Raw genomic sequence first — 24,964 nt, forward strand, 5'->3', positions numbered from 1 at the left:
GTTCGCCCTTCCGCACGGTTCGTCGTCGGCGACTGACGTACGAGAGCGGGAGCGCGTAACGGCGGCGTGCGACGGGAGCGCCCCTCCGGGAACCCGGGGGCGGGTCCTGGAGGGGCGCGAATCCGCTGCCGAGCAACGCGGCCACGGCTACGTACGGGTACGGGTACGGGTTACCGGACGCCGCTCATCAAGGCCTTGACCTTCTTGCGGTACATGAAGATGGCCACGGCGGCGAGGATGGCCATGGCCGCCTCCAGCCCGACGACCCCGGTCTTGTTGAGGTCGACCCCGGCGATGGACAGCAGTCCGGTGGTGCAGTCGCCCGCGGTCACCGCGAGGAACCACACACCCATCATCTGGGAGCCGTACTTCTCGGGCGCCATCTTCGTGGTGACCGACAGACCGACCGGCGACAGGCAGAGCTCACCGAGCGTCTGCGCGAAGTAGATCGCGACCATCCACCAGACGGCGACCTTCGAACCGTCGCCCGACATGGTGAGCGGGATCAGGAAGACCAGGAAGGAGACACCGATCAGCAGCAGGGCGGACGAGAACTTGACGACCGTGCTGGGCTCCTTGCCGCGCCGGTTCAGCGCGAGCCAGAGCCAGGCGAGGACGGGAGCCAGCGCCATCACGAGGACCGGGTTGATCGACTGGAACCACGAGACGGGGAAGTCGAAACCGAGGACCGTCGTGTTGGTGGAGTTCTTCGCGAACAGGGCCAGCGTCGAGCCGCCCTGGTCGTAGATCATCCAGAACGCGGCGGCGGCGACGAAGAACCAGATGAAGCCGGTCATCCGCGTCTGCTCGGTCGCGGACAGTTCCTTGTCCCGCTTTATCCGGGTGAGGACCATGATCGGGATGATCAGTCCGGCGAGGGTGATCGGGACCAGCGCCCAGTTCAGGGTGTAGAGCCCGGCACCGCCCACGACGCTGTAGAACACAACGGCGACGGCGAGCCAGATCAGGCCCTTGCGCAGGGTGGAACGGCGCTCCGCGTCGGTCAGCGGCTTGGGCACCACGCTGGAACGCTCGCTGAGGTGACGGGTGCCGAGCAGGAACTGGACCAGGCCCAGCGCCATACCGAGCGCGGCGAGCGCGAAGCCGAGGTGCCAGTTCACGCTCTCGCCGACGGTACCGATGATCAGCGGGGCGGCGAAGGCACCGAGGTTGATGCCCATGTAGAAGATCGTGAAGCCGCCGTCACGGCGCGGGTCGTCCGGACCGTTGTAGAGGTGGCCGACCATCGTGGAGATGTTGGCCTTCAGCAGCCCGGACCCGAGCGCCACGAGCGCCAGGCCGGCGAAGAAGGGCGCCTCGCCGGGCAGGGCCAGGGTGACATGGCCCGCCATGATCACGGAGGCGGCGATGGCGACGGTCTTGCGGGGGCCCCAGACGCGGTCACCGAACCAGCCGCCGGGCATGGCGAGGAGGTACACCATCGCCAGGTAGATCGAGTAGATCGCCGTGGCCGTGGTCGGCTTGAGGTCCAGACCTCCGGGCGCGACCAGGTACAGCGGGAGCAGGGCCCTCATACCGTAGAAGCTGAAACGCTCCCACATCTCGGTCATGAAGAGGGTGGCCAGGCCACGGGGGTGGCCGAAGAAGGTCTTCCCGCCGCCGGAGGTACGGGGCGGGTCCTTCGTCAGGCTGGACGCCATGGGTCGATCCTTGCAGTTCGGGACGCGCGGCGTGAGCGGGTGCGCGCCCGGTGGGGGGCTGGCCGGCACCGGCACCGCGCCGTCCGTCCCTTACGCCCAAGGGAGTCCCGCTCCAGGCTCTGGGGGGAGCGCGCGGAGGCGGGGAACGGCGGGCACCGGGAGCCACGCCCCGCACGCGTCGGCGCGCCGGGGCCCGGCCACAGGTCATTCCTTTCAAGGCCGACCGCGGTCGGCCCGCACAGACGAGAAGACCCCTGGCGCGCGAGCGGGCCAAAGGTCTTCGGGTGGTGCTTCAGGCGTTCTCACACCATACGACACGTATTGCGGGAGAAAAGAAGACCTTGCCCCGTGATGAGAGATGGAACACAGGGGCGCATGCCCTGTCGACACGTAATCAAAGGTCTTCCTCAGGATGCCACCGCACACTCCCAGGGCCGAAATCGTGCCTCGCGCGCCCCTCAGGACCTGCTGCCGATCGCCTCCCGAGGCGGGCCCCCGCCGGACTACCATCAGGTCATGACCCGTGTACTGCTCGCCGAGGACGACGCGTCCATCTCGGAGCCGCTGGCCCGCGCCCTGCGCAGGGAGGGTTACGAGGTCGAAGTGCGTGAGGACGGACCGACCGCGCTGGAAGCCGGGATGCGGGGCGGGGTGGACCTGGTCGTCCTCGACCTGGGGCTGCCAGGGATGGACGGGCTGGAGGTCGCCCGCCGACTGCGCGCCGAGGGGCATACGGTGCCGATCCTGATCCTGACCGCGCGGGCCGACGAGGTCGACACGGTCGTGGGGCTCGACGCGGGGGCCGACGACTATGTGACGAAGCCGTTCCGGCTGGCCGAGCTGCTGGCCCGGGTACGGGCGCTGCTGCGGCGCGGGGCGGCGGAGCCGCAGCAGCCGCCGGCGACGCACGGGGTGCGGATCGACGTCGAGTCGCACCGGGCGTGGATGGGGGAGGAGGAGCTCCAGCTCACGGCCAAGGAGTTCGATCTGCTGCGGGTGCTGGTGCGGGACGCGGGGCGCGTGGTCACGCGGGATCAGCTGATGCGGGAGGTGTGGGACACGACGTGGTGGTCGTCCACCAAGACGTTGGACATGCATATCTCCTGGCTGCGGAAGAAGTTGGGGGATGACGCGGCGAATCCCCGCTATATCGCGACGGTGCGGGGGGTCGGGTTCCGCTTCGAGAAGTCCTGACGGCCGTCCGTTCGCTCGCGCTTCCCAGGTCCGTCCGGCGGGACGTTTTCCGTTCCTGTGCCGTCGCTCGTGGGTTTCGCGCAGTTCCCCGCGGGTCGCCTTCGCTTGCGCTTCCCAGGTCCGTCCGGCTGGGCGTACTTCGTTCCTGTGCCGTCGCTCGTGGGGTGCGCAGTTACCCGGGCCCCTGGGTGCTGCCCCTTCGGGTCTGTTCGTCGGGTGCGGGGCGGTCCTCGTCTTCGCGCAGTTCCCCGCGCCCCTTTGGGGCGCGTTCTGTCGGTTCTTCGGGTCGGGGCCGGTCGGGATTCTCCGTCCTCGCTCCAACGCGCTCGGTCGGACATCCCCCGTACTCGACTGAAGAGCATCGGAGTCTGCGGGCAGAGATTCCCGCCCACCCCCTCCCGCAGCAGCGCGAGTGCGGGAGGAGGAGGTTTTCCACAAGCGAAGGACCCGCAGCCTGACGACAGCCCCAGGTGGGCGCCCCTTCAGGGGCGCGGGGAACTGCGCAAAAGACGAGGGCGGACCCGCACCCGGAGAACAACCGATCGGGGCAGCATCCAGGGGCGCGGGGAACTGCGCACCCACGAACGGCCTGTGCCGGAACAAGTACGCCCGCCCGGACAGACCTGGGAAGCGCGAGCGAAGGCGACCCGCGGGGGAACAAGTACGCCCCGCACAGGTAACCCGGAAGCGCAAGCGAAGGCGCCCCGTGGGACCGTGGACCCATGCGTCGCAGGCTGATCAACTCCACCCTCGCGGTGGTCCTCGTCGTCATCGCGGTGTTCGGCGTCTCCCTCGTGATCGTCGAGACCCGCACCATCAGCGAAAGCGCCCAGGAACGCGTCCAGTCGGAAGCCGTCAAACTCGCCAGCATCGTGGACGGCCGTCTGATGGGCGACAACCACGTGACCGCCGATTACGTGCGCCCCCACGTCGGCGATGACCGCTACGCCCTCATCGAGATGCCCGACCAGGGCCGGGTCGTCGTCGGCACCGCACCGTCCGGCGATGTCATCCGCGGACAGGCGAAGGGCGAGAAGGGCGAGACGGTGACCGTCCTGGAGTCCCGCTCGGCCGTCACCCGCGAGGTGGGCCGCACCCTCCTGATCATCGCCCTGGTCGCCCTGCTCGCGATCATCGCGGCCGTCCTGCTCGCCGTCCGGCAGGCCAACCGGCTCGCCTCCCCCCTCACCGACCTCGCGGAGACCGCGGAACGCCTCGGTTCCGGCGACCCCCGCCCCCGGCACCGCCGCTACGGCGTCCCGGAACTGGACCGGGTCGCGGACGTCCTCGACTCCAGCGCCGAACGCATCGGCCGGATGCTCACCGCCGAGCGCCGGCTGGCCGCCGACGCGTCCCACCAGCTGCGCACCCCGCTGACCGCGCTGTCGATGCGGCTGGAGGAGATCACCGTCACGGACGACCTGACCACGGTCCGCGACGAGGCGACGATCGCCCTGGCCCAGGTGGAACGTCTCACGGACGTGGTCGAACGGCTGCTGACGAACTCACGGGACCCCCGTACCGGCTCCGCCGTCTCCTTCGATCTGGACGAGGTCATCAAGCAGCAGCTGGAGGAGTGGCGCCCCGCGTACCGCAGCTCGGGGCGGGCCATCGTCAGCTCGGGGAAACGGCATCTGCGGGCGGTCGGCACCCCCGGCGCGGTCGCCCAGGTGCTCGCCGCGCTGATCGAGAACTCCCTGATGCACGGGGGCGGGACCGTCGCCCTGCGTACCCGGGTCACCGGCAACCAGGCGGTGATCGAGGTGACGGACGAGGGCCCCGGGGTACCGGCGCACCTGGGCTCACGGATCTTCGAGCGGACCATCAGCGGCCGCAACTCCACGGGCATCGGGCTCGCCGTGGCCCGCGACCTCGCTGAGGCGGACGGCGGACGGCTGGAGATGCTCCAGCTCAAGCCGCCGGTCTTCGGGCTGTTCCTGTCACGGACAGCGGTGAACCGGGATTCGGAGGAGAGCGGCGCGAGGCAGGTCAGATAGCCGTCCCCCGCGCCGGGACCGGGGCGGGGCCGAGCGGGAGCGGTCCCGTCCGGGCATGTGCCCGGAGCCCGCCGGGGCTCACGTCAGCGCGTCCCGCGCCCGGAGGCCCCCGTACCGCTGCCCGTGCCCGTGGCGCCCGCGTCCCGCGGTCCCCGTTCCTCCAGGAACCGCTCCGCCGCCGCGACCGTCGCCTCGGCCGGGACGGTACGGAAGACCCAGGTGCGGTACGACCAGAATCGGAACAGGGTCGCCACCCCGATCCCGAAGAACTTGAAGAAGTTGCTCTGCAACGGGCTGTCCCAGCCGAAGCCGTAGGTCGCCGCGTAGAGGATGCCGTTCTCGATGACCAGCCCCACCGCGCTGAACAGCAGGAACAGGCCCATCTCGCGGGTCTGTCCGCTCTTGTCGCGGTCGCGGTACGTGAAGTAGCGGAATCCGATGTAGTTGAAGACGATCGCGACGATCGTCGCGATGACACTGGCCCGGACGACAGGCAGCTCGGTGGTCTCGCGGACGAGGTTGAAGACGGCCAGATTGACCAGCAGCCCCGCCCCGCCCACCGCCCCGAACTTGATCACTTCGCGCCACAGCTGCTCCATCTGCCGCCGCAGCGCCCCGCCCGAAAACGATGAGGAACCCCCTGTACGACCCTTGGTCATGGTGCCGCCCAGTCCCCGCTCGTTCGGTCCGGTCATGAATTCGTCAACCCCACCATGCTAACCAGCACCCCCGCACCCCGCCCGTGGGCATCCGATCCGGCCACGCCGATACCCTGGGGGCGTGACATTCCCGGTAGTCGGCATGGTCGGCGGGGGCCAGCTCGCGCGTATGACCCACGAGGCAGGCATCCCGCTCGGCATCAGGTTCAAGCTCCTCAGTGACACCCCGCAGGATTCCGCGGCCCAGGTGGTCGGTGATGTCGTCGTCGGCGACTACCGCGACCTGGACACGCTGCGTGACTTCGCGCGGGGCTGTGACGTGATCACCTTCGATCACGAGCATGTCCCCACCGCGCATCTGCGCGCCCTGGAGGCGGACGGCATCCCCGTCCGCCCCGGGCCGGACGCGCTGGTGCACGCGCAGGACAAGGGGGTGATGCGGGCGAAGCTGACGGAGATCGGCGTGCCCTGCCCCCGGCACCGGATCGTGACGGACCCCGCCGATGTGGTGGCCTTCGCGGCCGAGGGCGCGGCGGACGCCTCGTCCGACGGGTTCCCCGTGGTCCTCAAGACCGTGCGCGGCGGCTACGACGGCAAGGGCGTCTGGGTCGTGCGGTCGGCCGAGGAGGCGGCGGAGCCGTTCCGCGCGGGCGTCCCGGTGCTCGCGGAGGAGAAGGTCGACTTCGTACGGGAACTCGCGGCGAACGTCGTCCGCTCCCCGCACGGGCAGGCCGTGGCGTACCCGGTCGTGGAGTCCCAGCAGGTCGACGGGGTCTGCGACACGGTGATCGCCCCGGCCCCCGGACTCGCCCCCGGACTCGCGCTGCACGCGGAGGAGATGGCGCTGCGGATCGCGAAGGAGCTCGGTGTGGTCGGGCATCTCGCGGTCGAGCTGTTCGAGACCGCCGACGGCCGGGTCCTCGTCAACGAGCTGGCGATGCGCCCGCACAACAGCGGCCACTGGACCCAGGACGGCGCGATCACCTCGCAGTTCGCCAACCATGTCCGCGCGGTGCTCGATCTGCCGCTCGGTGATCCGCGCCCGCGCGCCCCGTGGACGGTGATGTGCAACGTCCTCGGCGGTGACTACCCCGACATGTACTCCGCGTATCTGCACTGCATGGCCCGGGACCCCGGTCTGAAGATCCATATGTACGGCAAGGACGTGAAGCCCGGCCGCAAGGTCGGCCATGTCAACACCTACGGCGACGACTTGGCCGACGTACTGGAGCGCGCCCGTCACGCAGCCGGCTACCTCAAGGGAACGATCACCGAATGAGCACGTCGTCGCCCAGCCCCACCCTCAGCCGTCCGGCCGCCGCCCCGCTCGTGGGCATCGTCATGGGCTCCGACTCGGACTGGCCCGTGATGGAGGCCGCCGCCCAGGCCCTCGACGAGTTCGAGATCCCCTACGAGGTCGGTGTCGTCTCCGCGCACCGGATGCCCCGCGAGATGATCGCGTACGGCGAGCAGGCCGCCGACCGCGGCCTCAAGGTGATCATCGCGGGCGCGGGCGGCGCGGCGCATCTGCCGGGCATGCTGGCGTCCGTCACCCCGCTGCCGGTCATCGGGGTCCCGGTGCCGCTGAAGTACCTCGACGGCATGGACAGTCTGCTGTCCATCGTCCAGATGCCGGCCGGGGTGCCCGTCGCGGCGGTCTCCGTGGGCGGCGCCCGCAACGCGGGACTGCTCGCGGCCCGTACCCTCGCCGCGTTCGACGAGGAACTCCTGGCCCGGATGCGGGAGTTCCAGCAGGAGCTCAACGACCAGGCCACCGAGAAGGGCAAGCGGCTGCGGTCCAAGGTCGAGGGCTCGGGCAGTTTCGGCTTCGCCTCGGGAGCGTGACGGTGACCTCCGTGAGGAACGTTCCGGACGCGTCGAGCGACCCGTCGGGCGCGCCGGACGGCCCGTCGGACGCCTCGGGCTCCCCGTCGGACGCCGAGGTCCGGGCGCGCGCCCTGCTGGCGGAGTTCCCTGTCATCGACGGGCACAACGATCTGCCGTGGGCGCTGCGCCAGCAGGTCGGCTACGACCTGGACGCCCGTGACATCGCCACCGACCAGAGCGCCTATCTGCACACCGACCTGCCACGGCTGCGGGCCGGCGGGGTCGGCGCGCAGTACTGGTCCGTGTACGTCCGCACCGACCTCGCGGGCGACGAGGCGGTCCGGGCCACCCTCGAACAGATCGACTGCGTCCAGCGGTTGCTGGAGCGGTATCCGGCGGACCTGGCTCCCGCGACCGGCGCGGCGGACCTGGAACGGGCCCGCCGGGAGGGCCGGGTCGCCTCGCTGATGGGGGCGGAGGGCGGCCACTCCATCAACAGCTCGCTGGCGGTGCTGCGGACCTTCCACGCGCTCGGTGTGCGCTACATGACGCTGACCCACAACGACAACGTGCCGTGGGCGGACTCCGCGACGGATGTGCCGGGGGTGGGCGGGCTGTCCCCGTTCGGCCATGAGGTCGTCCGGGAGATGAACCGGCTGGGCATGCTGGTCGACCTCTCGCATGTCGCGGCGACGACCATGCGGGACGCGCTGGACACGTCCACCGCGCCGGTGATCTTCTCGCACTCGTCGTCGCGGGCGGTCTGCGACCATCCCCGCAACATCCCCGACGACGTGCTGGAACGGCTGCCCGCGAACGGCGGGGTCGCGATGGTCACCTTCGTCCCGAAGTTCGTCCTCCAGGCGGCCGTCGACTGGACCGCGGCGGCCGACGAGAACCTGCGGGAGCGGGGGTTCCACCACCTCGACACCGGCACGGAGGCGATGGCGGCGCACGCGGCCTTCGAGGAGCGCTACCCGCGGCCGAGGGCGACGGTGTCGACGGTCGCGGACCATCTGGACCATATGCGGGAGGTCGCGGGCATCGACCATCTGGGCATCGGCGGCGACTACGACGGTACGGCGTTCACGCCCGACGGCCTGTCGGACGTGTCCTGCTACCCCCGGCTGATCGCCGAACTGCTCACCCGGGGCTGGTCCCCCGCCGACCTGGCGAAGCTGACATGGTCCAACTCGGTCCGGGTCCTCGGCGACGCGGAGTCGGTGGCGTCCGGGGCTTCCGCGTAGTCCCTGTTCCGTGGCATCCGCGCAGTCCCTGTACGGACACGGTTACGGGTTACGGGTTACGGGTACCGGTGTCCCCCGCCGGGTGGGGGGTGCGGGCGGGGGCGCTCCGGGGGAACCCGCTTCCGGCGCCTCCCGCCGCTGCGTAGGGTGCGGGGATGGCCAAGGCTTCCCTTCCATCGGTGTCCCTGAGCGGCAGCAAGGGTTCGATCCGTCTGGACCCCACCGGGCTGCTCCTGGAACAGGACGGCACCCGACGACGGATACCCCTGCCCGCGGTGGCGGAGGTGCGGGTGGACCCTTCGGGGCGGGCCGCCAGTGTGGTCCTGACCGCCCCCGACGGGACCGAGGCCACGAGGTACCGGATAGCGGGGCCCAATGTCGCCTCCGTCACGGCGTTCGCCCGTGCCGTCAACGCCGCGCTTCCTGAACGCGCCCCGGGCGCCCGGCTCGGGGACGGTGCCGACCTGGTGGAGGTCCTGGACGCCCCCGCCGCCGCACGGATACCGGCCCGCCAGGGCGTCGAACCGCTCCTCGTCCTGATCGTCGTGGCCTGCGCGGTCCCGGTCATCGGCTATCTCGCCGGGCTCGTCCAACTGATCGTCGTCGGCCGGTGGTTCGGCCTGGTGCTCTACGTACTCGGGGTGAAGCCCCTGGTGTTCGGCGCGGCCGGGATCGCCATGGGGGCCCACGCGCTGTACATCCGGGCCGTACTGCTCCGCCGGGGCGTGTCCGTCGTCGCGAATCCCGGGAGCAAGAGCGCGGGCAAGCTGCGGTGCCACTTCACCGACGCGGAGGGCGTGACCCGGAGCGTCGAGGTGAACGACGCGTCGGTCGTCGTCGACCGGAAGGTCCACCTCGCGTACGACCCCCGCAACCCCTCCCGCGCCGTGGGCCGGCTGCCCGTCCACAAGAGGATCCTGTACGCACTGGGCGTGGCCCTCGCGTTCCCCTTGCTGGCCCTGGGCCTGTTCATGGTCCCGTACCAGGTCTACCTCTCGCTCCGGTGACGAGGCCCGCGGTCGAACGCCGACCGCGGGGGGCGCCCCGAAGGGGCACGGGGAACCGCGCACCCCCGGAGTACGGCACGGGAACAGGTTCGCCCACCGATACGGACCTAGGGGCACGGGGAACCGCGCACCCACCGAGCGACCCGGCGGGGGCAGGTGCGTCCACCCGGACAGACCCCGGGGACGCGAGGACGAACCCGCGGCGGCGCACGCTCACGGGCCCCGGGGACCCGGGGACCCGCCAGGGTCAGGCCGTCGGGCGCCCCATCGCCCGGTACGTCCACCCGGCCGCACGCCACACCGCAGGGTCGAGCGCGTTGCGCCCGTCCAGCACCACCCGCCGCGCGGCCACAGCGCCCAGCTCGGCGGGGTCCAGCTCGCGGAACTCCCGCCACTCGGTCAGGTGGAGCACGACATCCGCGCCCCGCACCGCCTCCACCGCGGAGTCCGCGTACACCAGCGTCGGGAAGAGGCGCCGCGCGTTGTCCATCCCCTTCGGGTCGTACACCGTCACCTGGCCGCCCTGGAGATGGATCTGCCCGGCGACGTTCAGCGCGGGCGAGTCCCGTACGTCGTCCGAGTCCGGCTTGAACGCCGCGCCGAGCACCGCGACGCGCGTACCGAGGAACGAGCGCCCGCCCAGCGCCTCGCGGGCCATCTCCACCATCTGGCCGCGCCGCCGCATGTTGATGGAGTCGATCTCGCGGAGGAACGTGAGTGCCTGGTCGGCGCCCAGCTCACCGGCGCGTGCCATGAACGCGCGGATGTCCTTGGGCAGACAGCCCCCGCCGAAGCCGATCCCGGCCCGCAGGAACTTCGACCCGATCCGCTCGTCGTAGCCGATGGCCTCGGCCAGCCGGACGACGTCCCCGCCGCCCGCCTCGCAGACCTCGGCCATCGCGTTGATGAAGGAGATCTTGGTCGCCAGGAACGAGTTGGCGGAGGTCTTCACCAGTTCGGCGGTGGGGAAGTCCGTCACCACGAGCGGGGTCCCCGCGCCGAGCGGCCCGGCGTACACCTCGCGCAGCAGCTTCTCGGCGGTGGGTCCCGCGACCCCGACCACGATCCGGTCCGGGTGCAGGGTGTCCTGCACGGCGAACCCCTCGCGCAGGAACTCCGGGTTCCACGCCAGCTCGACCGCGTCCCCGGCGGGCGCCAGTTCCACGATCCGGGCGGCGAGCCGTTCCGCGCTGCCGACGGGAACGGTCGACTTGCCGACGACGAGGCACGGCCGGCGCAGATGCCGCGCGAGGGACTCCATCGCGCTGTCGACGTAGCTCATGTCGCACGCGTACTCGCCGCGCTTCTGCGGGGTGTTCACACAGACGAAGTGGACGTCCCCGAACTCGGCGGCCTCCGCCCAGTCCAGGGTGAACCGCAGCCGTCCGGTGGACCCCTCGATCCCGGCGACATGCTTGCGCAACAACTCTTCGAGCCCCGGTTCGTACATGGGGACCCGGCCCTGCGAGAGGAGTTCGATCTTCTCGGGGACGACATCGAGCCCCAGCACCTCGAACCCCAGCTCCGCCATCGCGGCGGCATGGGTGGCACCGAGATACCCGGTGCCGATCACGGTGAGCTTGAGGGGGGCCATGGGTTCTCCAGTGCTCCGGCGCGGTCGGTCGTGGTGTCGCGGTGACACCCCCGGCGAGCATAGTCGGGCCTGGTGCGGGGCCTGGGGGGGCGCATACGGGGGCGTGGCCGGAACCGTGCGCCCCAGGCGCCCGGCCGCGCGCACATGTCGCCCAGCTCACCTGGCCCCCGCCCTTCCCCGCCCCTAAAATTCGGGGTACTCATTAGGGTTACTTAACGGTAATTAGCATCTGGGAGCGTGAGATCCGTGGCTGGCTCGGCAGACAACCCGGCATTCGACCTGTACCGGACCTCCGAGGAGCACGACCTGCTCCGGGAGACGGTCCGCGCCCTGTCGGAGGCGAAGATCGCGCCCTTCGCGGCGGCCGTGGACGACGAGTCCCGCTTCCCGCAGGAGGCCCTGGACGCGCTCGTCGCCTCCGACCTGCACGCGGTGCACGTACCCGAGAGCTACGGCGGCGCCGGGGCGGACGCCCTGGCCACGGTCATCGTCATCGAGGAGGTGGCCCGCGCCTGCGTGTCGTCCTCCCTGATCCCGGCCGTCAACAAACTGGGCTCCCTCCCGGTGATCCTCTCCGGCTCGGAGGAGCTGAAGCGCAAGTACCTCGGCCCGCTGGCCAAGGGCGACGCGATGTTCTCCTACTGTCTGTCCGAGCCGGAGGCCGGTTCGGACGCGGCCGGCATGAAGACCCGGGCCGTACGGGACGGCGACCACTGGGTGCTCAACGGCGTGAAGCGGTGGATCACCAACGCGGGCGTCTCCGAGTTCTACACGGTGATGGCGGTGACCGATCCCGAGAAGCGCTCGCGCGGGATCTCCGCGTTCGTCGTGGAGAAGTCCGACGAAGGTGTCTCGTTCGGTGCTCCCGAGCGGAAGCTCGGCATCAAGGGCTCCCCCACACGCGAGGTGTACCTCGACAACGTCCGTATCCCCGCCGACCGCATGATCGGCGAGGAGGGCACGGGCTTCGGCACGGCCATGAAGACCCTCGACCACACCCGCATCACGATCGCCGCCCAGGCCCTCGGTGTCGCCCAGGGCGCCCTGGACTACGCCAAGGGCTACGTCCAGGAGCGCAAGCAGTTCGGCAAGCCGATCGGTGACTTCCAGGGCGTCCAGTTCATGCTCGCCGACATGGCGATGAAGCTGGAGGCGGCCCGCCAGCTCACCTACGCGGCGGCGGCCAGGTCGGAACGGGTCTCCGCCGGGGGCACCGAGCCCGATCTGACGTTCTTCGGCGCGGCGGCGAAGTGCTTCGCCTCGGACGCGGCGATGGACATCACCACCGACGCCGTCCAGCTCCTCGGCGGCTACGGCTACACCAAGGACTACCCGCTGGAGCGCATGATGCGGGACGCGAAGATCACCCAGATCTACGAGGGCACCAACCAGATCCAGCGCATCGTGATGGCCCGCAACCTGCCGTAGCGCGCCCCGGGGCCGCGCTATCGTTGCCGGTCGAACAGAAGTGCGTGCCCGGTCGCCGCGCGCTGCCCCGGACCCGGACCACCAGGACTCGCCGATGCCGCACCCCGATCCCCCGCCGCCACCGCCGGCGGGCCGTTCGGCGGCGCGTGAGTCGGTGGGGGGTCGTTCGGCGGCGGGTCGTTCGGCGGCGGGGGGCCGGTCGGTGGGTCTGCCGGTGGTTGGGCGGCCGACAGCAGGGCGGCTCGGCTCCCGTGCGCTGGCGGCGCTCCGGCACGCGGGCCCCGCCCTCCTCGTCTACACCGCCGTCCGCGTCGTCTGCCTGGTCGCGCTGGCCGTCCGGTCCGCCGCCGAGGGCAGCAGCCCGCTGACGCTGCTCTCCGCCCGCTGGGACTCCCTCTGGTACGCACGGGTGGTCGAGCACGGGTACGACTTCACCCTGACGGCACCGGACGGACGCGTCCTGTCGGACATGGCGTTCTTCCCGCTGCTGCCCTGGCTGGAGCGGGCCGTCGGCGCGGTCACCCCGCTGGGCCCCGGTCACGCGGGCCTCGCGATCAGCGCGGTGGCGTCCCTCGCCGCCGCGTGGGGCATCCACCGGGTCGTCGGCACGCTGTACGGTGCCCGTCCCGCGTTCTTCGCGGTCGTGGTGTGGGCCGCGCTGCCCGTCGGCATCGTCCAGTCCATGGCGTACAGCGAGTCCTTGTTCACCGCCCTCGCCGCCTGGTCCCTGTACGGGGTGCTGCGCGGCGACTGGGTACGCGCCGGACTCCTCGCGTCCCTCGCCGGACTGACCCGGCCGGTCGGCCTCGCGGTCGCGGCGGCGGTGTGGGCGGGGATGTGGCTCGCGTGGCGCCGGGGCGTGGTGACGGCCGCGCGGTCGGGGACGGACGCGGGTCCCGACACCGACACCGGTGGGGATGGGGGCGCGGGTACGAACGCCGTTACGGGTCCGCCTCCATGGGCCCGAACCCGTAGCCCCACCCGTGCCGGTCACCGGCGGATGCTGCTGGGCGCGCTGCTCGCCCCGGTCGGCGCGGCCTCGTACGTCCTGTGGGTCGGGGTGCGCGAGGGCGCCCTGTTCGGGTACCTCGATGTGCAGGCCGCCTGGGGCAACGGTTTCGACGGCGGCGTGGCCTTCGCCCGGTTCGTCACCGGACTGCCACTGCCCGCCGCCCTGGGCCTGACCGCCGGGGTCGCCGCACTGCTGTGGCTGTACTGGACCGGGGTCCGGCGGGGACAGCCGCTCCCCCTCCTTGTGTACAGCGGCGTCGTGCTGGCCCTCGCACTCGGCTCATCCGGCTACTTCGGTTCCAAACCGCGTTTACTGATGCCCGCGTTCCCGTTGCTGATCCCGCTCGCCGTGGCCCTGGCACGGGCCCGGCCCCGTACGTCCGCCACGGTCGCCGTCCTCGCGACGGCCGTCGCCGCCTGGTACGGGGCGGTGTGGCTGAACGGTTCGGGCCCTCCGTAACCCCTCCCCCGGGGTCAACGCCCGCCCGCGCCCTTCCGCGACCCGAGCGGTACGCGGCTCAGGTGCCGACCGGCGGAGTACACCAGCAGGGCCGCGGCGAACGACACACCCGCCCCCTTCGCACCGTCCGACAGCAGCCCCTCCGCGACCTGCGTCCAGGGGGCGTTCTCCCGGCGGGCGGGATACGTGGTGCCGATGACGCCGTCGGCGTCCACGCGGGTGATCGGGCGGTCGGAGTCGTACACGGTCACATGCCGATATGCGTCGATGCCCTGGGTACGGGCGGCACCGCCCAGCAGCGCGGCCAGGGCCAGTCCCCCGATCACGGCCCACCGGACGCCCGGCGCCATCCCCGTTCCCGTACGCGTCCCCATGCGTGTCCTGGTAAGTAGGCCAGTACCTGTCCTGGTGAGTGGGCCGGTGCGTGTCCTCATACGTGCCCCCGCGCCCGCGTCACCAAAGCGGTCATCCTCGCGGCCACGTCGTCCGCTTGTACGGCCACGCCGACGCCAGAGGTGGACGGCGAGCAGCGCCAGCCCCGCCACCGTGCTGAGCTGCTGGAGCAGCCGGGCCACCGTCGTCCCGCCCGGCCCGGACTCGCGCAGGAACGCCACCCGGGTGACCGCATAACCGTCGAGGTGGGTGAACGAGTCCCACAGCAGATGCGTGGCGACACCGATCAACGCGGACAGCAGCAGCCACCCACCACGGCGGACGACATCAGCGACGCGGCGAACCTGCGGGCCGGACGCGGACTCGGCCACGGACACGGAGGCTGTCGATTCGGGCACGGAGGCTGTCGGCGCGGGGGTGAGGGCGGGGGCGGGGGGTGTCGGCGCGGGGGCCGGGTGCGGTGCGGAAGCCGGGCGTGGGGCGGGGCGCGGGAGCAGTTCGGTGACCGGTCCGCGCAGCAGCAGCCATCCGGCGGCCAGGACGAGGGTGACGGGAAGCGAGACGGTCAGGGCCCCGAGAGGCGAGTGGGACGTCGTGGCGTTGAGGAACGGCTCGTACCAGTCGCCCGCGCTCAGCGGTATGCCCAGGGTCCCGAGGAAGTACGGCATGTCCGGTGCCATCGCGCCCGCGACCAGGGCCACCGGCACGAACGGCGGGCGCAGCAGCGGAAGGACCGCGGCGGGGTGGGAGAGGGTGAACGGCACGTCGGAGCGCCCTTTCGCTCGGGACGGGGACGGGGACGGGTCACGAACGGGCCCATGGCTCCACCGCCCCCATAGAACGCTCAGGAGACTATTCCGTTGAAGTGACTATGTCCAGACAGGGCAGCCGGAGGGGGCAGCAGAGGACAGCCGGACAGGACACAAGGGGCAGCCGTGCCGGATGGGACAGGGGTCAGCGCGGGCGGCGCGCGTTCCGGGCCGCCCGGACAGCCGCCACGCACCCCGCCGCGACCGGCAGCATCAGGAACATCGCGGCCACGGGCCGCGCGTCGTGCCAGGCGAAGGTGTACGCGTTCGCGGCCAGGGGCGCCGAGGCCACGGCCATCGCGCCCAGTTCCCGCAGCCCCGACGACCGCGCGCGCAGCGCGAGGACGACCCCCGCGCCGGTGAGGACAAGCAGCGGCCAGGCCCCGTACTCCGTGCTCACCCCGTCGACCAGGTCGGCGTCCACCACGACCACCGGCAGCCAGGCGCCCGCCGCCACGGCCCCTGCCGCCGCCGACATCCGCTCACCGGGGCGCAGATCGGGCGGGCACGCCAGTATCACGGCGACGGTGACCAGGGACATCAACGGGAGGAACACCCGGTCCCCGTACATCCACTCCGCGTACATCGCGAGCCCGGCCGTACCCGCCAGCCCGCACACCGCGACGGCGACCCCCGCCGCCCATCGGCCGGTCAGGGCGACGACCGCGCCGAGGCAGACCAGCAATGAGGACAGCAGACCGAATGCCTGGACGCCATCCAGGGTCCGCAGCCACGACCACTCCGGGGTCGGGGAACGGACGACCCCCTCGCACCAGCGCGTCAGCCGGACAGCGGACACGGCCGCCGCCGAGGCCAGCGCGAACGGCGCGGCCGTCGCGAGGAAGCGGCCCAGCGGGTCCGCCGACCGCAGCCCGAACCGCACCCGCAGCGCGTGCGCGGCCAGATCCGCGCCCTCCCGTACTCGGGCCCCGCGCGACGCCCCCGCCGTCATGTCCCGGTAGGTCCCGGCGATCTCCGGCCCGTACGCCGTCCGGTAGCGGGTGGGGTAGAGCCACAGGAGGCGGTCGATCACGCGGTCACCGGGGCACCGTCGATCCCGAGCCGCCGCCTGGCCTCCCGGACCGCCGCGGCCAGCCGCTCGGTCTCCAGGGCGAGCCGCTCGCGGCCGGCGGGCGCGAGCGCGAAGACACGGCGGGCGCGGCCGTCCACGATCTCCTCCTGCCTGACCTCGATCAGCCCCTCCGCCACGAGCCGGTCCAGCGCCCCGTACAGCGCTCCGGTACGCGGCACCACCCGGCCGTCGGTGATGCCCTTGACCTCCTGGGCGATCGCGTACCCGTGCCGGGGCGCGTCCGCCAGGGCCGTCAGCACCAGCAGCGCCAGTTCCTGCATCGCCCGCTCACTCATCCCCCCAGAGTATTCCGCCCACCGGACACCCGGGGCGCGACGGAGGGCCCTGAGGCAGGGCCGGTAGGCCGGTGGGGGGAGCGAGGTGACGGGACGGGGGAACGAGGACAGGTCGGGGCCGGGCGTGGCCGCAGCGAAAGCGGACGGTCAGTGTCCGAGCGCTGTCCGGTTGTGGCGGGCCACCGCGAAGAACGACCGCTTCGGCTCCCAGCGGTACGGGGACGCGGGGTCGGCGTGGTCGCGCCTGATCACCTTCACCACGGAGAAAGGCCGCGCGCTGCTGGCGTCGGTCTGCGTCACCGTGTCTCCCTGATTGCCGGAATCCTGTTTCACGCACACCAGGATGGTCCGGCCGGGACGCGCCCTTCATCCGTCCACAGCCCTCGCACGAGCAACTTAAGTCCCCTGCACAGACGGCTCGTTCATACACCGGACGCACCCCGGCCCGACTTGCGCCACCCCCGACGACGTGCCCCCGGGACGGACGCGGGCCCGACAACGAGACCCACGCCCGCCTCGCGCATCAGGCTCAGCGGTACGCCAGTTCCCCATCGTGCAGCGCGGTGACGAAGCAGGCCCAGGCAGCCGGCGCTATCGCCAGCACCGCCCGGTCGGGCGCCTTGCTGTCACGCACGGGGACGACCCCGTGAGACGCCGCTTGGGACGGTGCCCACTCGACGCAGTTGGCAGTCTCCGTGTCGCTGTAACTGGACTTGATCCAGTGAATGACTCTCCTCGACTTCATTGCTCCTCCTTGATTCCGGCGATGAAGGAACGCCAGGCGGAAGCCTGGAACAGCAGGCCGACCCTCTCAGCTGTCTTGCTGTCGCGTACAGGAACGGTGCCGTGTGTCCGTCCGTGCGAGGGCAGCCACTCCAGGCAGTTCCCTCCCTCTCCGTCGCTGCAACTGGATTTGGCCCAGCCGGCGAGGCCGTTCGGCTTCACAGCGCCTCCATGACGTTGAGGATCAGCTCCGCAGACGCCTCCGGCGGAAGTGCCGATGCGGTCAGAACATCGCATGACCGTGCCAAGGCCCGCACATCAGCCGGATCTTCGACGATTCCGCCAAGCCTGATGCCTTCCGTGTACGCGAGGGGGCCCCGGACTGCCGGGTCAGGAGCGAGAGAGTGCCGCCCATGAGCCCATGGGCGCCCGCGTCGAGAGGCAGGATCTGCACGACGCTGGTGGCCTCTTGCCGTGGGACAGCAGCAGACTCAGCTGCTCGCGCATGAATTGCGCCCCACCCACCCCGCGCCTGATGACGGACTCGCACAGCACCGTCGAGAAGTCAGGAGGGCATGCCCTCCGGAAGAGCTCCTGGTGGGTCATCCGAGCACGGATCAGCGCGCGAATCTCGTCGGCAGCGGCCCTGGGGTTCGCTACGCGAAAGATCTCACGCGCGTACGAGGCATTTGAAGCAACCCGGGCACGACAGTCGGCGACCACTCCGAGAGGGCGAGGGCGTCGGGCTCGAACGTCGTCCACCGCTTGAACTTCGCGGCGAAGCCTTCGGAACGGACAAGTTCATACAGCCTCTTGAACCTGCCGTCGGTACCGAATACGTGATCGAAGAGAATCGGAAGGCCGCCGGGGAGGGACTGCGGCGGCTGACCTCCGAGCGGCAGTCGCGGAGGTCAATTCCCTGAGCCGACGGGGACCGGGAAATGAGCAAACATATGTGCCGCGCGACGGCGGGACTTCCGCTGGAGCTGATCGTCCTGGCATTGGACATCACGCCGGAGCGGCCCGGTCACCCCATGGAGGTCGCGACCGGACTGCGATGCCCACTGGAGGCGCACACCACGGGTCAGCATCACGAACTGGTGCGGGAACTGGGAGTCCCGGAGCGCGGCGAGGTATGGGCCCGGTGGTCGGACGGACAGGTGCCGGACGGGCTCGACGTACTGGCGGACTGTCCGGCCGACAACGGGCTTCAAGGCCCTGACCACGACATCTGCACCTGGTACACGGGTCAACCGGGGCGCCACAGCTGGGAGTTCCCTGATCCGGAGTACGAGGCGATCGTCCACAGCCCGGCCTACGAACGGCTCCAGGCGGAGGTCGACCGCTATCTGGGCCGCGACCGGAACACCACGGACAACCGGGCCGCCGCCATCCCAGGAACAACCGCTCCCGCACACAGATCGCCTCGTGAATGAGGACACCGCAGAACTCCCTATGTCCTCATTCACGGTCCAGCGGGGCAAATCACCGCACCGCGCCCCACCAGCACTGAACACCGCTGGCGACAACCCTTCCGCGCGCACACTTTGGCCTAATTACGCGGAGCGTTGGTCAATTCTGTTTGTATCGTGAATGAGAACTGTTGTGGCCCAGGGGAGGGAAGTTAGTGGAAGAGAACGTCATCGACCCGATTACCCGTAGGAACGTCTTCCGTTGGGGAGGCGGCGTGGCCGCGGGCCTGGCGCTGGGGGGCGCCGCGGGTGCCATGGGCCCCGGAGCCGTCGCCGCGCCGCGGCAGAACGGAATGGGAGCGCTCTCTCTGCCCGTCTCGCAGTCGTTCGACCTGAACGACCCCGGCGGCATCGTCATCCAGAACCGGGCGCCCTGGTGCGAGACGATCATGCAGAGCGCGGGATACGACCATCTCAACGAGCACTGGTACGTGGCCCAGGTCATGTACAACCCCGACGACGGGGTGCCGTTCTCGACGCGCCAGCGTGAAGGCGACATCGCCATCACCAAACTCAGCGCGAACGGCAGCGTCAAGCTGGGGCGTATGTATCTGCGCGGATTCGGGCACGCCGCGCAGATCGGGATCGAGACGACCGTGGCGGGCTCACCCCCGTACATCTGGATCGAGTACGACTCGGTGGCCAACGCCGACAACGTCGGCTTCGGCACCAAGCTGTGCCGGATCAAGTACATGGGCCCGGCCACCGGCCAGCCCCCGCGCAGCTTCCATTGGGACAACGCGGCGGACCGTACGGCCATGAACTTCCGTGACCGGACGCCCAACCCGGCCCAGCTGCCGGGCGCGGGCAGCACCATCAGCGCGCCCCGGCCCTTCGTCGACATGCACAACCGACGGGTGATGGTGCGCTTCGGCCGCAACGGGACCACGCAGACGGCGGTCTGGGGCCTCGACGCGGCGGTCGCGAACCCCTTGGGCACGCCGCTGCACCACGTGGCGAGCCTACCGAAGCCGACCCCGGCCTACACCTCCCAGGGCTTCAGCTTCTACGGCTCGTTCATGTACATGTACGAGGGGTCGAAGTACGCGTCCGGCGGCCCGACCGACCCCACGGATCTCGGCAACACCCACATCACCAAGGTCGACCTGAACACCGGTGCCTGGGAGCGGAAGCACATCCGCGCGATGCCGAGCCTCACCATCCGGGAGCCGGAGGGCATGTCCATCAGGCTCGTCCCCGACGCGACGGGCGTCGGAGGCTACCGACCGCAGCTCTGCTTCGGGTTCGGCTCCGGCCCGAGCAACGACCACCGGGTGAACATCGCGTACAAGGACATCATGATCTGAGCGCGGCCCCATTGAGCCGCTGCTGAGCCGCTGCTGAGCCGCTGTTCCCGGGGTCGGTCCGGGGGCGGGGGCTCAGCTGTCCTCACGGTGCGTCCGTCGTCGTGTTCGTGCGTCCGCCACCACGTCCGCCACCACGTCCGCCACCAGGTCCGTAAGCGATCCGGTCACCCGCTGTCCTCAATGGCCGCATGGCCGCAATGCGCCCACTCAGGAATGCGGACAACTACGCACGCCACGTGTCCTAATCGGCCTCACGGTTCAGCGCGGCGACCGCCCGCGTGAGCGCGCCGGCCACATCCGGGACCAGGGTGTGCGCACCGTCCCGCACCACATGCCGCCCCCCGACCACCGTGTGCCGGACGTCCGCCGCCGACCCGGCGAACACGGCCGCCTCCGCCGCGAGCCGCACCGGCGGACCGGCTGTGCGCACCGTGTCCAGGGCGACGGTGGTGAAGTCCGCCGGTCCACCCGCGACAAGGGCACCGCCCTCGGGCCACCCCAGGGCCTCGTACCCGTTCGACGTAGCCGCGCGGAGCAGCGCGCCGGTCGTCCAATGTCCACGGATACGTGTCCGCAGGCGCTCGTTCAGCTCCAGGGCGCGGGCCTCCTCCAGCAGGTCGATCACGGCGTGGCTGTCGGAGCCCAGGGACAGCGGTGAACCCGCCGACTGAAGCTCCTTCGCCGGTCCGATGCCGTCCGCGAGATCCCGTTCCGTAGTAGGACACATACAGGTCCCGGTACCGGAGGCCCCGATCAGGGCGATGTCCTCGGCGGTGAGGTGCGTGTTGTGGACGCCCGTGGTCGCGGGACCCAGGACCCCGTGGTCCGCGAGCAGCTGGGCCGGGGTGCGGCCGTGGGCGCGGAGGCAGGCCTCGTTCTCAGCGGGCTGCTCCGACAGATGGACATGCAGACGGGCCCGCCGGGCCCGCGCCCAGTCCGCGACGGTACCGAGCTGGTCGGCGGGGACCGCCCGTACCGAATGGACCGCCGCGCCGATCCGTACCCGTGGCCCGTCGCGCAGCGCCTCTGCCCGCTCCGCCCAGCTGTCCGCCGTACCGTCGGAGAAGCGGAGCTGGTGGTGGTCGGGCGCGGCCCCGAAGCCGGAGGACATGTACGCCGTGTCCAGCAACGTCAGCCGCACTCCCGCCTCCCCGGCCGCCGCGATCAGCGCCTCACCCATCGCGTTGGGGTCCGTGTATCGCGCACCGCCCGGGGCGTGATGCAGATAGTGGAACTCCCCCACGACGGTGATCCCCGCGAGCGCCATCTCCGCGTACACCGCGCGCGCAAGGTCGTGATAGGTCTGCGGGTTCAACCGGTCCGCGACCGAGTACATCAGGTCACGCCACGTCCAGAACGTGCCTGTCCCCGCCTGGACCGTGCCCCGCAGCGCCCGGTGGAAGGCGTGCGAGTGCGTGTTCGCGAGTCCCGGCAGGGTCAGCCCCCGCAGCACCTCCGCCCCGGGGGGAGGTGAGTCCACCCCGGTCCGTACCGCCCCGATCCGGCCGTCCGCCGGGTGCACCTCCAGCAGCACACCCGGTTCCACCGTCGGCTCCAGCCACGCGTGCTCAAGCCAGTAGGTGTCGGTCGGGCCCGGGTGTCCTGCTGCCGCGTCCGCTGTCCTGGTGGTGGCCGTGGTGTTCGTCGATCTGGTGCTGGACGCTGTCCTGATCGACCTGGTCGACCTATTGGTGTCCGACGTTGTCCTCTTGGTGGCCGCGAGGCGAGGCGCGTCGGGTGGATCGGACGGGCCGGGGGTGTCGGGCGTGTCGGGTGACCTATTGGTGGCCGCTGTCCTCTTCGTGGCCGCCGTGGCCCTCATGGCCGTCATGGCCGCTGTGTCGTCCGTCATCGGCACGCCAGTCCCTCCAGTACGTCGGCGAGCGCGGCCACCCCCGTCAGGCAGTCGTCCTCGGTCGCGTGCTCGGCCGGGGAATGGGACACGCCCGTGGGGTTCCGTACGAACAGCATCGCCGTCGGTACCGAAGCGGACAGGATTCCGGCGTCGTGTCCCGCCCCGGTACCGAGGACGGGGATCGGGCGGCGGCTGCCGTCGCGGGTGAGGATATGGGACAACTCGTCACGCAAGGCGTCCTCGAAGTCCACGACCGGGGTGAAGGACTCACGGACGACGGCGAGGTCCACGCCATGGCGGACCGCGTGGTCACGAGCCGCCTCCTCGATCGCCCCGACCACGGTGTCCAGCGTGGACTGGTCGGCGGCGCGGGAGTCGAGCCAGCCCCTGACCAGGGACGGGATGGCGTTGACGCCGTTGGGCTCGACGGTCACCTTGCCGAAGGTGGCGACCGCGCCCGCGAGCCGCGCGGATCTGCGGGCGGCGAGAACGGTCTCCGCGTAGGGGAGCATCGGGTCCCGGCGGTCGGCGAGCCGGGTGGTCCCCGCGTGGTTGGCCTCGCCGCGGAAGTCGAAGCGCCAGCGGCCGTGCGGCCAGATGGCGGACGCGACGCCGACGGGGTCACCGGACAGGTCGAGCGACCGGCCCTGTTCCACATGGAGTTCGACGAAGGCGCCGATACCGGCCAGCCGGTCCGGGTCGGCGCCGATCGCCTCGGGGTCGTGTCCGGCGGCCTCCATGGCCGCGGGGAGGGACACGCCGTCCGGGTCGCGCAGTGCGAACGCCTGCTCGCGGGTGAGCCGCCCCGCGGTGAGGCGTGAGCCGACGCACGCCAGCCCGAAACGGGCGCCCTCCTCGTCGCCGAAGTTGACGATCGCCAGCGGTCGGGAGAACTCCGCCCCCCTGCGGCGGAGTTCGTCCAGCGCGGCGAACGCCGACACGACGCCGAGGGGGCCGTCGAAGGGGCCTCCGTCGGGGACGGAGTCCAGATGGGAGCCGGTCACGACGGCGTCCCCGCGCGCGGGGTCACCGAGCCAGGCCCACTGGTTGCCGTTGCGGTCGGTCTCGTGGGTGAGACCGCGTGCCGCGGCCTGGGCGCGGAACCACGCGCGGCACTCGGCGTCGGCGGAGGTCCAGGCGTAGCGGCGGTAGCCGCCGGTGCGGGGGTCCCGGCCGAGCGGGGCGAGGTCCCGCCACATCTCCTGGAGGGTCACTGGCCTTCCTCCATCGGCACCCGTACACCGCGTTCGTCGGCGACCTGCCGTGCCTTCTCGTACCCGGCGTCCACATGGCGGATCACGCCCATACCGGGGTCGTTGGTGAGGACACGGCGGATCTTCTCGCCCGCGAGGGGCGTGCCGTCGGCGACGGTGACCTGGCCGGCGTGGATCGAGCGGCCCATGCCGACGCCGCCGCCGTGATGCAGGGAGACCCAGGAGGCGCCGGAGGCGACGTTGACCATGGCGTTGAGCAGCGGCCAGTCGGCGATGGCGTCGGAGCCGTCGAGCATGGCCTCGGTCTCGCGGTAGGGGGAGGCCACGGAGCCGCAGTCGAGATGGTCGCGTCCGATGGCGAGCGGGGCGGCGAGTTCGCCGCTCGCGACCATGTCGTTGAACCGTTCGCCCGCGCGGTCACGTTCGCCGTAGCCGAGCCAGCAGATGCGGGCGGGCAGTCCCTGGAAGTGGACGCGTTCACCCGCGAGGGTGATCCAGCGGCGCAGTGACTCGTTCTCGGGAAAGAGGTCGAGGATGGCTCGGTCGGTGGCCGCGATGTCCTTGGGGTCACCGGACAGGGCCGCCCACCGGAAGGGCCCCTTGCCCTCGTTGAACAGCGGCCGAATATAGGCCGGGACGAAGCCGGGGAACGCGAACGCGCGCTCGTATCCCGCGAGCTTGGCCTCGCCGCGGATGCTGTTGCCGTAGTCGAACACCTCGGCGCCCGCGTCCATGAAGCCGACCATCGCCTCCACATGGCGGGCCATCGACTCCCGCGCGCGGGCGGTGAACTCGGCGGGCTTCTGCTCCGCGTACGTCGCCATGTCCGCGAGGTCGACGCCCTGCGGGAGGTAGGCGAGGGGGTCGTGGGCGGAGGTCTGGTCGGTGACGATGTCGATCGGGGCGCCTTCGGCGAGCAGCCGGGGCAGCAGGTCGGCCGCGTTGCCGAGCAGGCCGATGGAGAGCGGGCGGCGGGCGTCCCTGGCCTCGACGGCGAGCTGGAGGGCGTGTTCCGGGGAGTCGGCGCGGACATCGAGGTAGCGGTGCTCGATGCGTCGCTCGATGGCACGCGGGTCGCAGTCGACGCAGATGGCCACGCCGTCGTTCATGGTGACCGCGAGGGGCTGGGCGCCGCCCATGCCGCCGAGGCCGGCGGTGAGGGTGATGGTCCCGGCGAGTGTGCCGCCGAACCGTTTGGCCGCGACGGCCGCGAAGGTCTCGTACGTGCCCTGGAGGATGCCCTGGGTGCCGATGTAGATCCAGGATCCCGCCGTCATCTGGCCGTACATGGTGAGTCCGAGGGCTTCGAGGCGGCGGAACTCCTCCCAGTTGGCCCAGTCGCCGACGAGGTTGGAGTTGGCGATGAGGACACGTGGTGCCCATTCGTGGGTCGTCATGACCCCGACGGGACGGCCGGACTGGACGAGCATGGTCTCGTCCTGTTTGAGGGTCCGCAGGGTGCGGACCATCGCATCGAAGGAGTTCCAGTCCCTGGCCGCTTTACCGGTGCCGCCATAGACGACGAGCTCGTCTGGGTGTTCGGCCACTTCCGGGTCGAGGTTGTTCTGGAGCATCCGCAGAGCGGCTTCCTGCGGCCATCCCAGGGCACTCAGTTCCGTACCTCGTGGTGCTCGTACGGGGCGGGGTCCTGACATGGTCTGCCTCCTCGGGGGCGGTGCCGCCGGATGTCGCGAGCCCTGTGTTGTCGATTCCATTCACATCCTGATCTTATGAATAG

23 protein-coding genes and 1 pseudogene are annotated in these 24,964 nt (G+C 71.0%); 10 read left to right on the forward strand and 14 right to left on the reverse strand.

Annotated elements, in window-relative coordinates; genetic code table 11:
• Positions 1-170: 170 nt before the first annotated feature.
• Positions 171-1,661 carry a peptide MFS transporter gene (locus tag OG711_RS15920; RefSeq protein WP_073783938.1) on the reverse strand — a complete coding sequence of 497 codons (1,491 nt, stop codon included), beginning with the start codon at positions 1,659-1,661 and terminating at the stop codon, positions 171-173.
• A 516-nt stretch (positions 1,662-2,177) separates the two neighbouring features.
• On the opposite strand from OG711_RS15920, the gene OG711_RS15925 reads away from it, so the two are divergent.
• Positions 2,178-2,855: a response regulator transcription factor gene (locus OG711_RS15925; RefSeq protein ID WP_073783936.1), complete on the forward strand. Its 678-nt coding sequence runs from the start codon at positions 2,178-2,180 to the stop codon at positions 2,853-2,855.
• Between the two features lie 722 nt (positions 2,856-3,577).
• Positions 3,578-4,852 (forward strand): ATP-binding protein, encoded by a 1,275-nt coding sequence (locus OG711_RS15930; RefSeq protein ID WP_073783934.1) that lies wholly within the window; start codon positions 3,578-3,580, stop codon positions 4,850-4,852.
• A gap of 83 nt (positions 4,853-4,935) precedes the next feature.
• Here OG711_RS15930 and OG711_RS15935 read toward each other — a convergent pair whose 3' ends face one another.
• The gene (locus OG711_RS15935; RefSeq protein WP_073785447.1) at positions 4,936-5,511 is read right to left on the reverse strand and encodes a GtrA family protein; all 576 of its coding nucleotides are present in this window, start codon (positions 5,509-5,511) and stop codon (positions 4,936-4,938) included.
• Between the two features lie 142 nt (positions 5,512-5,653).
• On the opposite strand from OG711_RS15935, the gene OG711_RS15940 reads away from it, so the two are divergent.
• The 4 genes from OG711_RS15940 (at position 5,654) to OG711_RS15955 (ending at position 9,592) form a co-directional block, all read left to right on the forward strand.
• Positions 5,654-6,790, forward strand: coding sequence for a 5-(carboxyamino)imidazole ribonucleotide synthase (locus tag OG711_RS15940; RefSeq protein WP_399504192.1), 1,137 nt, complete (start codon positions 5,654-5,656; stop codon positions 6,788-6,790).
• Positions 6,791-6,852: 62 nt separating this feature from the next.
• Positions 6,853-7,356 (forward strand): 5-(carboxyamino)imidazole ribonucleotide mutase, encoded by a 504-nt coding sequence (gene purE / locus OG711_RS15945; protein ID WP_073785445.1) that lies wholly within the window; start codon positions 6,853-6,855, stop codon positions 7,354-7,356.
• Between the two features lie 113 nt (positions 7,357-7,469).
• Entirely contained in the window at positions 7,470-8,585 is a 1,116-nt protein-coding gene (locus tag OG711_RS15950; RefSeq protein WP_329563834.1) for a dipeptidase, read from the forward strand.
• Positions 8,586-8,740: 155 nt separating this feature from the next.
• Positions 8,741-9,592: a hypothetical protein gene (locus OG711_RS15955; RefSeq protein WP_329559545.1), complete on the forward strand. Its 852-nt coding sequence runs from the start codon at positions 8,741-8,743 to the stop codon at positions 9,590-9,592.
• Between the two features lie 247 nt (positions 9,593-9,839).
• Here OG711_RS15955 and OG711_RS15960 read toward each other — a convergent pair whose 3' ends face one another.
• Positions 9,840-11,186 (reverse strand): UDP-glucose dehydrogenase family protein, encoded by a 1,347-nt coding sequence (locus tag OG711_RS15960; RefSeq protein ID WP_329559546.1) that lies wholly within the window; start codon positions 11,184-11,186, stop codon positions 9,840-9,842.
• A gap of 246 nt (positions 11,187-11,432) precedes the next feature.
• Here OG711_RS15960 and OG711_RS15965 point away from each other — a divergent pair, with 246 nt between their 5' ends.
• A complete protein-coding gene (locus tag OG711_RS15965; protein WP_099285104.1) occupies positions 11,433-12,614 on the forward strand; it encodes an acyl-CoA dehydrogenase family protein in 1,182 nt (393 codons plus the stop codon).
• 202 nt (positions 12,615-12,816) lie between these two features.
• Positions 12,817-14,085 (forward strand): hypothetical protein, encoded by a 1,269-nt coding sequence (locus OG711_RS15970; RefSeq protein WP_329559547.1) that lies wholly within the window; start codon positions 12,817-12,819, stop codon positions 14,083-14,085.
• 14 nt (positions 14,086-14,099) lie between these two features.
• Here the strand turns inward: OG711_RS15970 and OG711_RS15975 are convergent, their stop codons facing one another.
• From OG711_RS15975 to OG711_RS39145, 8 genes and pseudogenes are all read right to left on the reverse strand, one after another.
• Complete coding sequence (locus tag OG711_RS15975; protein ID WP_329559548.1) at positions 14,100-15,242, reverse strand: DUF4184 family protein; 1,143 nt, start codon at positions 15,240-15,242, stop codon at positions 14,100-14,102.
• A 190-nt stretch (positions 15,243-15,432) separates the two neighbouring features.
• Positions 15,433-16,320 carry a hypothetical protein gene (locus tag OG711_RS15980; RefSeq protein ID WP_266508764.1) on the reverse strand — a complete coding sequence of 296 codons (888 nt, stop codon included), beginning with the start codon at positions 16,318-16,320 and terminating at the stop codon, positions 15,433-15,435.
• Complete coding sequence (locus OG711_RS15985) at positions 16,317-16,655, reverse strand: PadR family transcriptional regulator (RefSeq protein ID WP_073783919.1); 339 nt, start codon at positions 16,653-16,655, stop codon at positions 16,317-16,319. Before OG711_RS15985 ends, OG711_RS15980 begins: the two co-directional genes overlap by 4 nt.
• A 147-nt stretch (positions 16,656-16,802) precedes the next feature.
• Positions 16,803-16,955 carry a hypothetical protein gene (locus OG711_RS15990; RefSeq protein ID WP_329559549.1) on the reverse strand — a complete coding sequence of 51 codons (153 nt, stop codon included), beginning with the start codon at positions 16,953-16,955 and terminating at the stop codon, positions 16,803-16,805.
• A 229-nt stretch (positions 16,956-17,184) separates the two neighbouring features.
• On the reverse strand, positions 17,185-17,400 hold the full coding sequence (locus OG711_RS15995; RefSeq protein WP_329559550.1) for a DUF397 domain-containing protein: 216 nt from the start codon (positions 17,398-17,400) through the stop codon (positions 17,185-17,187).
• Entirely contained in the window at positions 17,397-17,600 is a 204-nt protein-coding gene (locus OG711_RS16000) for a DUF397 domain-containing protein (RefSeq protein ID WP_329559551.1), read from the reverse strand. The genes OG711_RS15995 and OG711_RS16000 overlap by 4 nt, the downstream gene beginning before the upstream one ends.
• Positions 17,597-17,752 (reverse strand): annotated as a pseudogene (locus OG711_RS39140) (DNA-binding protein); the annotation flags it as partial. The pseudogene OG711_RS39140 and the gene OG711_RS16000, both read right to left, overlap by 4 nt.
• Before the next feature lie 16 nt (positions 17,753-17,768).
• Positions 17,769-18,140, reverse strand: a complete 372-nt coding sequence (locus OG711_RS39145; RefSeq protein WP_399504083.1) for a Scr1 family TA system antitoxin-like transcriptional regulator — start codon at positions 18,138-18,140, stop codon at positions 17,769-17,771.
• Between the two features lie 179 nt (positions 18,141-18,319).
• Here OG711_RS39145 and OG711_RS16005 point away from each other — a divergent pair, with 179 nt between their 5' ends.
• Together OG711_RS16005 and OG711_RS16010 are read left to right on the forward strand one after the other, a co-directional pair.
• Positions 18,320-18,814: a hypothetical protein gene (locus OG711_RS16005; RefSeq protein ID WP_329559552.1), complete on the forward strand. Its 495-nt coding sequence runs from the start codon at positions 18,320-18,322 to the stop codon at positions 18,812-18,814.
• Positions 18,815-19,065: 251 nt separating this feature from the next.
• Entirely contained in the window at positions 19,066-20,157 is a 1,092-nt protein-coding gene (locus OG711_RS16010; protein WP_329559553.1) for a hypothetical protein, read from the forward strand.
• Positions 20,158-20,398: 241 nt separating this feature from the next.
• Here the strand turns inward: OG711_RS16010 and OG711_RS16015 are convergent, their stop codons facing one another.
• From OG711_RS16015 to hutU, 3 genes are read right to left on the reverse strand one after another with little or no spacing between them, the layout of a single operon-like run.
• Positions 20,399-22,009 (reverse strand): formimidoylglutamate deiminase, encoded by a 1,611-nt coding sequence (locus OG711_RS16015; RefSeq protein ID WP_329559554.1) that lies wholly within the window; start codon positions 22,007-22,009, stop codon positions 20,399-20,401.
• The gene (locus tag OG711_RS16020) at positions 22,006-23,211 is read right to left on the reverse strand and encodes an allantoate amidohydrolase (protein WP_329563836.1); all 1,206 of its coding nucleotides are present in this window, start codon (positions 23,209-23,211) and stop codon (positions 22,006-22,008) included. Before OG711_RS16020 ends, OG711_RS16015 begins: the two co-directional genes overlap by 4 nt.
• Positions 23,212-23,222: 11 nt before the next feature.
• Positions 23,223-24,881 (reverse strand): urocanate hydratase, encoded by a 1,659-nt coding sequence (hutU, locus tag OG711_RS16025; protein ID WP_329559555.1) that lies wholly within the window; start codon positions 24,879-24,881, stop codon positions 23,223-23,225.
• Positions 24,882-24,964 lie beyond the last annotated feature (83 nt).

Origin of the sequence: Streptomyces uncialis (assembly GCF_036250755.1) — a bacterium.
In the GTDB taxonomy this organism is placed as follows: Bacteria; Actinomycetota; Actinomycetes; order Streptomycetales; family Streptomycetaceae; genus Streptomyces; species Streptomyces uncialis.

What these genes read in the sequence shown, in the direction of transcription:
- OG711_RS15985 (WP_073783919.1), bottom strand. Translation starts at nt 16,655, where the DNA reads ATGAGTGAGCGGGCGATGCAGGAACTGGCGCTGCTGGTGCTGACGGCC.
- OG711_RS15955 (WP_329559545.1), top strand. Translation starts at nt 8,741, where the DNA reads ATGGCCAAGGCTTCCCTTCCATCGGTGTCCCTGAGCGGCAGCAAGGGT.
- OG711_RS16005 (WP_329559552.1), top strand. Translation starts at nt 18,320, where the DNA reads ATGAGCAAACATATGTGCCGCGCGACGGCGGGACTTCCGCTGGAGCTG.
- OG711_RS15960 (WP_329559546.1), bottom strand. Translation starts at nt 11,186, where the DNA reads ATGGCCCCCCTCAAGCTCACCGTGATCGGCACCGGGTATCTCGGTGCC.
- OG711_RS15930 (WP_073783934.1), top strand. Translation starts at nt 3,578, where the DNA reads ATGCGTCGCAGGCTGATCAACTCCACCCTCGCGGTGGTCCTCGTCGTC.
- OG711_RS15925 (WP_073783936.1), top strand. Translation starts at nt 2,178, where the DNA reads ATGACCCGTGTACTGCTCGCCGAGGACGACGCGTCCATCTCGGAGCCG.
- OG711_RS16015 (WP_329559554.1), bottom strand. Translation starts at nt 22,009, where the DNA reads ATGACGGACGACACAGCGGCCATGACGGCCATGAGGGCCACGGCGGCC.
- OG711_RS15940 (WP_399504192.1), top strand. Translation starts at nt 5,654, where the DNA reads ATGGTCGGCGGGGGCCAGCTCGCGCGTATGACCCACGAGGCAGGCATC.
- purE (WP_073785445.1), top strand. Translation starts at nt 6,853, where the DNA reads ATGGGCTCCGACTCGGACTGGCCCGTGATGGAGGCCGCCGCCCAGGCC.
- OG711_RS16020 (WP_329563836.1), bottom strand. Translation starts at nt 23,211, where the DNA reads ATGTGGCGGGACCTCGCCCCGCTCGGCCGGGACCCCCGCACCGGCGGC.
- OG711_RS15935 (WP_073785447.1), bottom strand. Translation starts at nt 5,511, where the DNA reads ATGACCAAGGGTCGTACAGGGGGTTCCTCATCGTTTTCGGGCGGGGCG.
- hutU (WP_329559555.1), bottom strand. Translation starts at nt 24,881, where the DNA reads ATGTCAGGACCCCGCCCCGTACGAGCACCACGAGGTACGGAACTGAGT.
- OG711_RS15920 (WP_073783938.1), bottom strand. Translation starts at nt 1,661, where the DNA reads ATGGCGTCCAGCCTGACGAAGGACCCGCCCCGTACCTCCGGCGGCGGG.
- OG711_RS15995 (WP_329559550.1), bottom strand. Translation starts at nt 17,400, where the DNA reads ATGAAGTCGAGGAGAGTCATTCACTGGATCAAGTCCAGTTACAGCGAC.